General features: G+C 52.0%; 11 protein-coding genes. 6 read left to right on the top strand and 5 right to left on the bottom strand.

Annotated features, from left to right (window positions below; genetic code table 11):
* Positions 1-29 precede the first annotated feature (29 nt).
* On the bottom strand, positions 30-785 hold the full coding sequence (locus UC15_RS12140) for an FNR family transcription factor (protein ID WP_013575564.1): 756 nt from the start codon (positions 783-785) through the stop codon (positions 30-32).
* Positions 786-1216: 431 nt separating this feature from the next.
* Between UC15_RS12140 and UC15_RS12135 the strand changes: the two genes are divergently transcribed.
* The gene (locus UC15_RS12135) at positions 1217-2251 is read left to right on the top strand and encodes a TerC/Alx family metal homeostasis membrane protein (RefSeq protein ID WP_112288686.1); all 1035 of its coding nucleotides are present in this window, start codon (positions 1217-1219) and stop codon (positions 2249-2251) included.
* A gap of 68 nt (positions 2252-2319) precedes the next feature.
* On the opposite strand, the gene UC15_RS12130 is transcribed toward UC15_RS12135, so the two are convergent.
* Complete coding sequence (locus UC15_RS12130) at positions 2320-3540, bottom strand: glycosyl transferase (RefSeq protein ID WP_112288685.1); 1221 nt, start codon at positions 3538-3540, stop codon at positions 2320-2322.
* A gap of 120 nt (positions 3541-3660) precedes the next feature.
* On the bottom strand, positions 3661-4476 hold the full coding sequence (locus UC15_RS12125; RefSeq protein WP_112288684.1) for a mannosyl-3-phosphoglycerate phosphatase-related protein: 816 nt from the start codon (positions 4474-4476) through the stop codon (positions 3661-3663).
* Between the two features lie 213 nt (positions 4477-4689).
* Between UC15_RS12125 and smrA the strand changes: the two genes are divergently transcribed.
* Positions 4690-5256, top strand: a complete 567-nt coding sequence (smrA, locus tag UC15_RS12120; protein WP_112288683.1) for a DNA endonuclease SmrA — start codon at positions 4690-4692, stop codon at positions 5254-5256.
* A 112-nt stretch (positions 5257-5368) separates the two neighbouring features.
* A complete protein-coding gene (gene apbE / locus UC15_RS12115; RefSeq protein ID WP_112288682.1) occupies positions 5369-6418 on the top strand; it encodes an FAD:protein FMN transferase ApbE in 1050 nt (349 codons plus the stop codon).
* 22 nt (positions 6419-6440) lie between these two features.
* Here apbE and UC15_RS12110 read toward each other — a convergent pair whose 3' ends face one another.
* A complete protein-coding gene (locus UC15_RS12110; protein WP_198659702.1) occupies positions 6441-7343 on the bottom strand; it encodes a LysR substrate-binding domain-containing protein in 903 nt (300 codons plus the stop codon).
* A 124-nt stretch (positions 7344-7467) separates the two neighbouring features.
* Between UC15_RS12110 and UC15_RS12105 the strand changes: the two genes are divergently transcribed.
* The gene (locus tag UC15_RS12105) at positions 7468-8082 is read left to right on the top strand and encodes an FMN-dependent NADH-azoreductase (RefSeq protein ID WP_112288680.1); all 615 of its coding nucleotides are present in this window, start codon (positions 7468-7470) and stop codon (positions 8080-8082) included.
* A 17-nt stretch (positions 8083-8099) separates the two neighbouring features.
* On the opposite strand, the gene glgX is transcribed toward UC15_RS12105, so the two are convergent.
* Positions 8100-10382, bottom strand: a complete 2283-nt coding sequence (gene glgX / locus UC15_RS12100; RefSeq protein WP_112288679.1) for a glycogen debranching protein GlgX — start codon at positions 10380-10382, stop codon at positions 8100-8102.
* A 214-nt stretch (positions 10383-10596) separates the two neighbouring features.
* Between glgX and UC15_RS12095 the strand changes: the two genes are divergently transcribed.
* Together UC15_RS12095 and cbl are read left to right on the top strand one after the other, a co-directional pair.
* A complete protein-coding gene (locus UC15_RS12095; RefSeq protein WP_112288678.1) occupies positions 10597-11541 on the top strand; it encodes a 2-hydroxyacid dehydrogenase in 945 nt (314 codons plus the stop codon).
* A gap of 172 nt (positions 11542-11713) precedes the next feature.
* Positions 11714-12667 (top strand): HTH-type transcriptional regulator Cbl, encoded by a 954-nt coding sequence (cbl, locus tag UC15_RS12090; RefSeq protein WP_112288677.1) that lies wholly within the window; start codon positions 11714-11716, stop codon positions 12665-12667.
* Positions 12668-12780 lie beyond the last annotated feature (113 nt).

Here is a 12780-nt window from a genome sequence, read left to right as displayed (position 1 = left end):
CAATAATTGTCAGGCAGGAGCCTGACAGATCAGGCAGAGACCGGAGCAGACTGACCGGCTAATTGAGAAAGCATTTCATGATTCTCAATCGTGATGTATTTACCTTTAACACTCAGCATTTCTGATTTCTGGAAACGACCGAGCAGGCGGCTGATGGTTTCTACAGTCAGCCCGAGGTAGTTACCGATATCGCCACGGGTCATCGTCAGGCGGAATTCGCGCTGAGAGAAACCACGCTGAGCGAAGCGGCGGGAGAGGTTATAGATAAATGCCGCCAGACGTTCTTCAGCATTTTTCTTCGAAAGCAACAGAATCATATCCTGGTCACCTTTAATCTCACCGCTCATCAGACGCATCATTTGCTGACGCAGATTCGGCATTTTACCGGACAAATCGTCCAGGGTTTCGAAAGGAATTTCGCAAACCATTGAGGTTTCCAGCGCCTGAGCAAAGCTCGGATGCTGCAAGCCACCGATAGCATCGAAGCCGACTAAATCGCCTGCCAGATGGAAACCGGTAATTTGCTCGTCACCTTGCTCGGTAATGGTGTAGCTTTTGATTGTCCCGGAACGAATGGCATACAGGGATTTCAATTCATCACCGGCTTTAAACAATGCCTGACCTTTTTGGATCGGCTTTTTCCTTTCGATAATGTTATCGAGCTGATCAAGTTCATGCTCATTAAGCGTGAAAGGAATACAAAGCTGGCTAATGCTACAGTCCTGACAATGGATCGCACAGCCACCAGATTGGATACGTCGAATAATACGCTTTTCCGGGATCATAAGAGTCACTCTGGCAATATTGATATGGGTCAATTTTAACATCTTTTACGCCGAGTGATAAGTAGCTTAAAGGAGCGAAAAGAGCGAAATGTTAAAAAACCCCGATTTTAAAAGGTTTTTTTTAAATAAAAAATTGATCTTCACATGCAATTAAGCCGAACTGAGAATCAATGAGCTTTAAATCAGGATCAATTTATTGATGGGGGGAATATTTAGTGCGGAGAAAATAAAGGCTTTAAATCAATTTATAGCAGGCTAAGAATGAATTTTTTCGCCCGTTTTGCTTTATTTTAGCCCTGATGAACCCTGAAATTTGCGGCAGAGGATTATGGCATAAACACTGAACCGGATCGACTTTGATACCCATTCTCCTCACAACCGCTTACAATGCTCCCTTCGTTTAGCATTCGTTTACTTTTAGGAAAGGTGTCATGCAGTCCGATTCCCTGGGTTTTCCGCTGGAAACAACCATTGTTTTTGTCGTCGTGGCGGTCGCCGCGTTGTTAACTGACATCTTTGCGCACCGCAGCCACAAGCCGATTGGCCTGAAAAGTGCCTCTTTATGGACACTGTTCTGGATTGCCGTTTCCCTGAGTTTTGCCGCGTTTTTATATGTCCATCATGGCAAAGAAGTCGCGAGTCTTTTCCTCACCGGGTATGCGCTGGAGCAGGTGCTTTCCATCGATAACCTGTTTGTGATTATGGCGATCTTCGCCTGGTTCAAAGTGCCTGACGGCTATCGTCACCGGATTTTGTACTGGGGCGTGATTGGCGCAATCGTGTTCCGTGGGATTTTCGTGGTGATCGGCACCAGTTTGCTGGCGCTCGGACCTTGGGTCGAAATGGTGTTTGCCGTGGTGATCCTCTGGACAGCGATCCTGATGATGCGTGCAGGAAATGATGACGAAGAAAATGATGATTACTCAGATCATATCGCCAACCGGCTGGTTCGCCGTTTCTTCCCGGTGTTTCCAAAACTGGTCGGCCCGCATTTTCTGGTCAGCAGTGAACAGGTCGAAGCTGAGCTGGCAAAGCCTGAAAATCAGGGCTTCAGTTTTACAGTGAAAAAGGGCGTGCGTTACGCGACGCCGTTGCTGTTGTGTATTGCCGTGGTTGAGATTTCTGACCTGATGTTTGCGTTCGACAGCGTGCCTGCGGTTATCGCCGTCAGCCGCGAACCGCTGATTGTTTATTCCGCCATGATGTTTGCAGTACTCGGTTTACGTACGATGTATTTCGTGCTCGAGGCATTGCGCAAATATCTGGTGCATCTTGAGAAATCAGTGATTTTCCTGCTGTTCTTTGTGGCGGCGAAACTGGCACTGAATTCCAGTAATCATCTGTGGCATCACGGGGTTGAAATCAGCGCCTTAGCCAGCCTCTACGTGGTGCTGGGTGTTCTTGCGCTGGGCATTATTGCCAGCTTGTTGTTTCCCGGAAAAAAGAAGCCGCATAGCGTGAGCTGACGTATCGATATAAAAAAACGCTGCGAATGCAGCGTTTTTGCTTTGTGCGGAGAGAGAAATTGCCGGCGCTACACATCACCCTCGTTATCTTTTTCCACCGCTTCGTGAATGCGATCCAGCATATCCGGGAAGGCAGACTGTACGCGGCTCCAGCTCGGGATAAAGGGTTTTTCGCTCGGCGTATCCACAAATGCCTGACCGGCTTCCATAATCGCGCCTGAAAACAGTTCCACGGCAGATTCCTCGCTGTGACGGTCAAACGATAATCCGTTCATTTTTGCGTCATTCTCAAACCCGTCAATCATATCCAGCGCATTGCGATAGTAGGTGGCTTTCAGGATACGGAAAGATTCACTGGTGATATTCACACCAAGGATCGCCATCTTGCGGTAAAGCGCCTTGGTGATATCGATACTCATGCGTTGCAGCCCGTTTGTCGCATCATCTTCGGACATCGGCTGGTGCTTATGATCGTAGGTATCGGCGATATCGACCTGACAAATACGCTTGGTCGCCGTATTTCGATGAAGTTCTGAAAGTACGCCAATTTCCAGGCCCCAGTCGCTCGGGATACGCAGGTCATTCAGAATGTCCGTGCGCATCGCAAATTCGCCGGAAAGCGGATAGCGGAAGGTACGCAGGTATTCAAGAAAGTCAGAGTGGCCGTAAACAATTTGCAGCGATTTCAGCAGCGGGAAGACCAGAAGACGTCCCACGCGGCCATTGAATTTTCCGTCGGCGACGCGGGCGTAATACCCTTTACAGAAATCGTAATGGAAGTTGGGATTCGCCACCGGATACATCAGACGGGCCAGCATATCGCGGCTATACGTGACAATGTCACAATCATGCAGCCCGACTACCGACGTGCGCCGCGACGCCAGCGTATAACCGGCACAGAACCACACGTTTCGGCCCTTACCCGGCTCATTCGGTGAAAGATTTTCTTTTTTCAGCTCTTCATCCAGCGCTTTGAGGCGCGGGCCATCATTCCATAAAATTCGGTGGCGCTGCGGAAGGCGGGAGAAAAATTCACGCGCAAATAAAAACTGATCGCGATCAGCGCGATCTAACCCAATAACGATCTCCTCCAGATACGGGACTTTGGTCAGCTCATCCACAATGCGGGTCAGTGCCGGACCTTCAAGTTCTGAAAAAAGTGACGGTAATATTAATCCCATTGAACGGCGGCCTGAAAAAACCTGCAAATCGTATTCCAGTTCTTCGACTTTGCGGTTAGTCAGATTATGAAAATTGGTAATGACTCCATCCTGATAAAAATCGCTCATACGGTATTCTCCAATTTTAGAATTGATAAAATTATTGGAAGTCTTCTCTGTAAATACAGAACGATAAACAATGTGAAAACAATTTATTAATAAAGGCCATTACCTCTTCAAATTTGCCCTTTAAAGAAGGGGGATAAAATGACTCAGCCCCTGACTCCAGCCATGGGGGCCAAATTCACTGGTACGAAAAACTCCTGAGATATCGTCACGATGCAGCGGCATTTCATGATCATGATGACCTTTAACCACCACCGCGTAATTCACCACCTCCAGCATGGATAAATCATTCGGGCCATCGCCAAGACCGATGCTGATAACTGCTTGCCCGCGTTTTTGCTGATAGCGATCAGACAACCACTGCACAGCCTGACCTTTACCTGCGCCAGCTGCCATGACATGCCAGAACCGTCCGCCACGGGTGAGTGCCAGACCTTCGCGGGCCAGGCATTTTTTCAGATGCGCAAAATCCAGATCATTCCCAAACCAGACCAGCGGTTCGGACGCCACGCGCTGCATGGCGAGCTCTGCTTCCTGCTCCGATAAACCCGTCCAGACGGCGACTTGTTTTGGCGTGACATCACCAAAACCGCGAAACTCAAAATCGTAACGCTGACGCAATTCGACCAACGTTTGGCGGATTTCGCTGTAACCCGCGCCGTTGATATAAAACGGGACTTCATCCGCGGTTCGCCAGTCCGGCGGCAGATGGATCATCGCGCCATTTTCAGCGATAAAAGGCTGGTGCGTCAGGTGCAAAGCTGACTGCAATGTCGCGACTTCAGCAGACGTTTTACTGGTCGTCAGAATAAGCGGAATTTTTGCCGCCGAAAGTTTATCCAGCCAGGGTTGGGCCGGTTGCCAGCTGTAATCATGATGATCGAGCAGGGAGCCATCAAGGTCAGTAAAAATAATCAAGGGATCGTCAAGGTAAGGCATCTTTTCTCCTCAATTCAGCCGGTAACAGACGCAAATCTTTAACGATTTAGTTCTGTCCCAGCAGCTAAGTATAGATAGAAAAATGAGTTTTATTGACCGCGCCGCCATTTCAGGATTTTTTACCGCCGCAGGCTCGTTTGCTGACAGCTTTACCCGCAGGAGGTTTACAGAGATAATTTGCAGCAGTTCCACCGCTGAGAAAGAGGTAAGCAGATGAGCGAAGATGATGATTTATTCAGTCAGGAAATGGCCGGAGTTCAGCCACTGGCGTCGGATAAACGGGTGGTCTACCTCAAAAACTCAACCACCGGACAGAAGGTCAGCAGCGAAGAGGTAACGGAAAAACGTGAAAATCCGCTGACCACTGGCTTTCTGAATATCCAGCCGTGCGACGAACCGCTCGGGTATAAGCATGACGGTGTTCAGCAGGGCGTTCTCGACAAACTTCGTCAGGGAAAATACCCGCTGGAAGCCAGCCTGAATCTGCTGCGCAAACCCGTTGAACAGTGTCGTCAGGAGCTATTTACGTTCTTCTGCCAGGCACAGGCCGAAAATTTACGTACTTTGCTGATCATCCACGGTCGTGGCCGTGATGATGAAAGTCATGCCAACATTGTGCGCAGTTATCTCGCCAAATGGCTGAAACAGCTTGATGATGTTCAGGCGTTCTGTGTGGCCATCCAAAAAGATGGCGGTGCCGGTGCCTGTTATGTCGCGTTGAAAAAATCCGCGCAGGCGAAACAGGAAAACTGGGAACGCCACGCCAAACGCAGCCGCTGACACTCGCGGATCCGGCCAAGTCAACGTTTGTTGCCGCGTGGTTTAAGCGCTATCCCTTACTGTCCTGACACTTTTCCATGCCCGGTAACGGGCACTTAATTGAGTTATTTGCATGTTCCTGAAACCGATTTATTTGCGCTGCGCGCTGTTGCTTTGCGGCGTCACTCTTTTATCTGCCTGTGACCGCAAAGCGACTGAACAGGGCGAGACGATGGTGATTGAAGGTAAGACCATGGGGACGTTTTACCGCGTCAGTCTGGCGGGCGTGGATAAAAGTCGTGAAGCCGCGCTGCGCGAACAAATCGAGGCGCAGCTTAAAGAAGATGATCACCAGCTTTCGACTTACAAAGAAGACTCGGTACTTTCGCGCTTTAATCAGTATCAGGGCAGCGTGCCGCAACCCATCAGCGCAGGCATGGCCGATGCGATTGTTACGTCTATGCGCATCGGAATGCTGACCGGCGGCGCGATGGATATCACCGTTGGCCCGCTGGTCAATCTTTGGGGCTTCGGACCGGACAAACAACCGGTCAAAACGCCGACGCCGGATCAGATTGCCGCCGCACGTAAACTGACCGGATTACAGCATCTGAAAGTGATCCAGCAAAGCGACGGACAGTATCTGCAAAAAGATTTGCCGGGAATGTACGTGGATCTCTCAACGGTCGGCGAGGGTTACGCCACGGATCATCTGGCGCGGCTGATTGAAGGCAATGGCATCAGTAATTATCTGGTGTCTGTGGGCGGTGCGGTGGTGTCCCGCGGACATAATGCTAAGAGCAATCCGTGGCAGGTGGCGATTCAGAAACCAACGGACAAAGAAACGGCCGTGCAGGCGATTGTCGATTTGCAGGGCATGGGTATCAGCACGTCTGGCAGCTATCGCAATTATTACGAACTGGATGGCAAACGCCTTTCACACATTATTGATCCCGCCACGGGTTCGCCGATCACGCACAAGCTTGTATCCGCGACGGTGATTGCGCCTACCGCGCTGGAAGCCGATGGATGGGATACCGGACTGATGGTGCTGGGCACGCATAAAGCGTTGGCGCTGGCGGAAAAACAGCATCTGGCCGTGTATCTGATCACCAAAGAAGGTGACACGTTCAAAAGTTATATGTCGCCGCAGTTCAAAGCCTATCTCAAAGACCCGGAATAATTCCGCGTAATGAATCCGCAGACTACAGCGCCCCGTGAAGTTTTTCTGAGAGAAAATCCAGAAACACCCTCAGCGCGGGCGACTGGCCTTTATGACTGGCATACAACGCAGAAATGGAAGACGGCTGCGTTTGCCAGTCAGGCAGCAGAGGCATTAATTTGCCGTCGTGCAGACTTTTTTTGCATGCCATTTCCGGCAACAGCGCGATGCCCATGCCGTCCACCGCCGCCTGACGTAAAACCAGTAAATTATTGCTGATCATGCGGGGGGTTAACGACACCTTTCGCGTGCCTTCCTGCGGATGAGCCAGTTCCCACTGTGATCCGGCCCACGGTGTTTTGCGCACCAGCGTTGGCAGATAACTCAGTTGATCCACAGAAGGCGGCGCAGGTAATGCCGCAACAAACGCCGGACTGGCAACCATCACATATTTCAGCGTCCCGAGCGGTTTGCGGTACAACCCGGAATCTTCCAGAGGTTCGCTGTGCGAGTGTATCGTCACATCAAAATTTTCCTCGAGTAGATCTACGCTGCGGTTAATAGCCAGAAGTTCCAGCGTGATAGCCGGATAACGTGTCAGAAACTCGGTCATCAGCGGAGCCACGACCATTTCCGCCATCATTACCGGCGTGCAAACCCGCAACAATCCGCTGGGATTTTGCTGTAAATCGTCAATCACCTGTTGTGCCGTTTGCGCCTGTTGCAGCAGTTTCTGGCATTCGATGGCGTAGCACTCGCCGACACTGGTCACGGAAAAATGGCGGGAAGTGCGTTGCAGCAGCCGGACCCCGAGACGGGTTTCCAGTGCGTCAATCCGGCGGCTGAGCAGGGATTTTGAAACGCCCAGCGCCCGAGCGGCGGCGGTGAATCCCTGATGCTGGACGACGGCGGCAAACAGCGCCATATCATTGAGATTATCGTTCATCTGCCTTCTCATATTCATCGTTGCAAAATGGCAACGATATGTTGCCATATTAGATATTTCACGCCATATCAACAACGATTATCCTGTGTTCATTCCGCAGAACATCTGCCAACAGGATTTAAAAATGAAAATATTACATATCGATTCAAGCCCGTTTATTAACGAGTCCGTTTCCCGTGAACTCTCGGCGATGATTGTCACGGAACTTTGTTCACGCCATCCGGACGCCAGCGTAACCTATCGCGATCTCGGTATTGCGCCACCGCCGCACCTTTCAGCCGGTGCCATGAGCCTGCTACACAACGCGCAGGATGTGACGATCACGCCAGAGTTGCAGGCCGAACTCGACGGGATTTATCAGTCAATCGAAGAACTTATCGCCTGCGACGTACTGGTGATTGGCGCTCCGATGTATAACCACTCCATTCCGAGCAACCTGAAAGCGTGGCTGGATCAGGTCTGTCAGAAAGGCAAAACGTTCCGTTATACCCCGCAGGGTGTAGTCGGGCTGATCCCAGGCAAAACGGCTTTTGTTGCCTCAAGTCGCGGTGGCGTTTACAGCACACCGGAAACACTTCCGCATGATTTTCAGGAGCCGTATCTGGCGTCGATTCTGGAACTGATGGGCGTAGCGGATTGCTATATTATTCGTGCTGAAGGTGTGAGCCGTCAGGCAATTGGACGTGAGAAAGGGCTGGCAGAGGGAAGGGAAACGCTGCTTCAGATCCTCGGTAACTGAAACAGCGCTGCCCGATTTTAGTGTTTCGAGGTACTTATCAGCTCGAAAAGCACCACGGTGCGGGATGTGCAGATATACTCGCGGCCGAATTCGAAATTATGTTCGTTAACGTCATCCGGCTGGAAGGTGTCGAAAATATGCCGCCAGCTTTCGCCGTGTGCAACGGAAGGCAGCGTGAACACCACGTCTTTGTGTGAGGCGTTAAACAACAGCAGGACCGTACTTAATGAACCCTGACGCAGTAAACCGGTCGGCTGTGCGCGACCGTCAAGCAGCATCGCAATGCATTTGGCGTGCGGATCTTTCCAGGCTGCATCGGTCATTTCCGGCCCCTGTGGCTGGAACCAGCTGACATCTTTCACGCCCAGCTTCTCGTGAACCGCACCGGTGAGAAAGCGCCCGCGATGTAAAATAGGGAAGCGTTTACGCAGCGCAATCAGCCGGTAAGTGAACAGCAGTAACGCCTGACCTTTTTCTTCGATATTCCAGTTAATCCACGCAATCTCAGTGTCCTGACAATAGGCATTGTTGTTGCCATTCTGCGACCGCGCAAACTCATCACCGGCCAGCAGCATCGGCGTACCTTGTGAAAGCAGCAGTGTCGCCAGCATATTGCGCATCTGCCGCAACCGGAGTTCATTGATGGCCGGATCATCACTCGGGCCTTCCACACCGTAGTTGGCAGAGATGTTGTTATCGCTGCCGTCCTTACCATTCTCGCCGTTGGCTTCGTTGTGTTTGCTGGCATACGAAACCCAGTCATTGAGCGTAAAACCGTCGTGCGCGGTAATAAAATTCACTGAAGCGTAGGGCTTGCGGCCACGGTGATTGAACAAATCCGCTGAGCCGGAAAGTCGTGTGGCGAACTGCGCCAGCTGGCCTTCATCACCTCGCCAGAATTTGCGCACCGTATCGCGGAAACGGTCGTTCCATTCCATCCAGCCCGGCGGGAAGCCGCCCACCTGATAACCGCCGGGGCCACAATCCCAGGGCTCAGCAATCAGTTTGCACTGGCTTAGGATCGGATCCTGACGGCAGGTGTCGAGAAAACCACAACCTTCGTCGAAGCCGTAACTTTCACGCCCGAGAATAGTGGCCAGGTCAAAGCGGAAACCATCGACCTGCATTTCTGTCGCCCAGTAACGCAGGGAATCGGTGACCATTTGTAGCACACGCGGATGGCTGAGATTGAGGGTGTTTCCGGTGCCGGTATCGTTAATGTAATAACGTTTATTGTCCGGCATCAGCCGGTAATAACTGGCGTTATCGATGCCTTTAAAAGAGAGCGTCGGCCCGAGTTCGTTTCCTTCCGCCGTGTGGTTGTACACCACATCGAGTATCACCTCGATATTGGCGGCGTGCAGGGTGGCAATCATTTGCTTGAATTCGTTTACGGTCTGCGTCGCCATATACTGCGGATGCGGTGCAAAGAAACTGAGTGTGTTATACCCCCAGAAATTATGCAGCCCTTTGTCCTGCAAATGCCGGTCATCAGTAAATGCATGAATGGGCATCAGCTCGACTGACGTCACGCCCAGCGAGCGGATGTATTCCACAATGTGCGGGGTACTCATGCCGGAAAATGTTCCGCGCAGATGCTCGGGAACCGCCGGGTGGCGCATGGTATAACCGCGAACATGCGTTTCGTAGATCAGCGTTTTTTCCCACGGAATGTGTCTTTTACGAGAGCGAGCCCATGAGAATGCCGGGTCGATTACACGACACTTGGGCAGAAACTCGGCGCTGTCGCGGTTATCAATATGCAAGTCTTTTTTCGGGCTCTGCATATCATAGGCGAACAGCGCATCGTCCCATTTCAGCTCACCGACAATCTGTTTGGCATACGGGTCGAGCAGCAGTTTGGCAGGATTAAACCGGTGTCCGTCATGCGGTGCATACGGGCCATGCACACGATAGGCATAAAGCAGGCCGGGACGGGCATCGGGCAGATAACCATGCCAGACCTCATCGGTATATTCCGGTAGCTCAATCACGTCGTACTGTTCGCCGTCTTCATTGAAAAGACACAGCTCGACTTTAGTGGCATTCGCCGAGAAAAGGGCGAAGTTCACACCCAGTCCGTCCCACGTTGCACCCAGCGGCACGGGCAATCCTTCACGGACGCGGGTGGTGTGTCCGGAATCGAAACTGCGAACAATTTCGCCGTCACTGTAGGGATGGATAATCCGCACGCCGAGTTCATCCACGGCGATATCAACCTGAGCATGTGAAGGAACTGTGCGAACTTCTTCCGTTGTGGCGGTAGGTTTACTTGTCTTGCTTGACCGGGCCTTTGTCATACTTGACGTCACTCCGTTTCAGGGAAATCTGACAAAAAAATGCCGAAAGAGGGCCATCTGCGCATGCACAGACGATAACAACGAGTGTAGACCGGAGTTTGGAACTTCTCCCGTTAACCGTCGAAAAGCTGTACAAGGCGTCGGGCTTCAATGATAGTGAGAACAAAAAGGCTAGCCTGCTAGTTATTGTCTGACTTTATCCCGAGGAACTCCCATGACCATCGCGTTACTCAGCCATGTCGATCTTGATGCTGGCTATCCTGACCGGTTCGAAGCGGCCGGTTTTACTCTTTATTTTGCGACGACCCCGGAACAACGTACCTCGCTGGATCCACAGACAGCGCAGCAGATCCGCGCGGTGCTGACTATCGGCAGTATCGGTTTAAGCGCGGCAGAAATGGATAACCTGCCCAATCTGGAAATCATATGCGCGCAAGGTGTCGGGTATGAACATATTGATGTGGTTGCAGCGAAACAGCGCGGTATTCATGTCACGCATGGTCCGGGAACCAATAATTCTTCCGTGAGCGATCATACGCTGGCGCTTATGCTGGCGATCACCCGTAAAATCCCGCAATTTGATGCGGCGGTGCGTGGCGGAGAATGGAATAAAGCGCGCTGGAATACGCCGGGAATGGCGGGTAAGCGTTTAGGGATTATCGGCATGGGCAACATCGGCAGTCTTATTGCACACCGCGCTGCGGGCGGGTTTGATATGGAAATTGCATATCATAACCGTCGTCCTCTGCAGGACACGCCATACCGTTATTTCCCGGACATCACCGGACTGGCGCAATGGGCCGATTATCTGGTGGTCGCCACGCCGGGTGGCAAAGACACTGTCAGGCTGGTGGATGCGGACGTGCTGCGCGCGCTGGGGCCGGACGGATTTGTGATTAACATTGCCCGCGGCAGCGTGGTGGATAGCGGGGCGCTGATCGCCAGTCTCCAGAATCATGAAATTGCCGGCGCGGCGCTGGACGTGGTTGATGGCGAGCCAAAGGTACCTGCACAAATGCTGACACTGGATAACCTGGTCATCACGCCGCACGTAGCAGGCCGTTCGCCAGAATCCGTGGAAAACATGATGACGCTGGTGTTATCTAATCTCACGGCGCATTTTAGCGACAAACCGGTCATGACCCCGGTGCCGCAATAGCACGTTTTCACCGCTCGCCTGCACCCTGACATAAACGCCGCCTGACGGCGTTTTTTTACGAGTGTCATCCCGCCGTTAGTCAGAAAAAGCATAAGACACAGCTTTTTCTTATTTGTCTGGCATAGCAACAGATCGTAACAATAGGGTTTTGGCAAGCAAGAGGCAGACAGCGGTGAACTTTCAACAACTCAAAATTATACGGGAATCAGCGCGATGCAATTACAACCTGACTGAAGTCTCGAACATGTTATTCACTTCACAGTCAGGGGTCAGCCGCCATATCCGCGAGCTGGAGGATGAGCTGGGCGTTGAGATATTTATCCGTCGTGGTAAGCGTTTGCTGGGGCTGACGGAGCCCGGTAAAGAGTTGCTGGCTGTCGCCGAAAGGATCCTCAACGAAGCCCAGAACATCCGCCGTCTGGCCGATGTTTTCTCGAAAGAGGACGCCGGCGTTCTGACTATTGCCACGACACATACACAGGCGCGTTACAGCCTGCCGAAGGTCATCAAAGCATTCCGCGCGATTTATCCCGGTGTACGTCTGGAATTACATCAGGGCTCGCCGCAGGAAGTTCTCGCGATGCTGCTGAGCGGGCAGGCGGATGTAGCCATCGCCAGTGAAAAACTGATGAACGACCCGGCTGTGGCGTCGTTTCCCTATTACCGCTGGCATCACGCGATAGTCGTTCCGCAAGGGCATCCGCTGACGTTGCAGCACCCGGTGACATTGCAGCATCTCAGTGAACAGCCGTTAATTACTTATCGTCAGGGGATCACCGGCCGCTCGCGTCTCGATGAAGCGTTCAGCCGCGCCGCGCTCACCGCCGACATCGTGCTCAGCGCTCAGGATTCCGATGTGATTAAAACCTACGTGGAATTAGGGCTGGGTGTCGGCATCCTGGCGGATAAAGCGTTCGAAGCTGCCCGTGATACTGGCCTTCAGCTGATTAACGCCGAGCATTTGTTCGAAGCCAACACCGTCTGGCTGGGGCTGAAAAAATCGCAATTGCAACGTAACTACGTCTGGCGATTTATTGAATTGTGTAATCCGGGACTGTCGGTGAATGAGATTAAAGAGAAGGTGTTTACGACGGGGGGAGAGCCGGTAATTGACTATCAGATCTGAGGGGCAAGCCCCTGGGTTAAGGTCAACACCTTGGGTTGCCACCCAAACTGGCCTTAAGGTCAACGTCGTGGGCGTCGGCCCACACCGACAAGACCTTGGGTTGCCACCCAAAC

The sequence above is a fragment of the Rahnella sp. AN3-3W3 genome (assembly GCF_003263545.1).
Taxonomy (GTDB): Bacteria; Pseudomonadota; Gammaproteobacteria; order Enterobacterales; family Enterobacteriaceae; genus Rahnella; species Rahnella variigena.
Note: the sequence above shows the minus strand (reverse complement) of the source record. Positions and strands in the feature narration are given on the sequence as shown.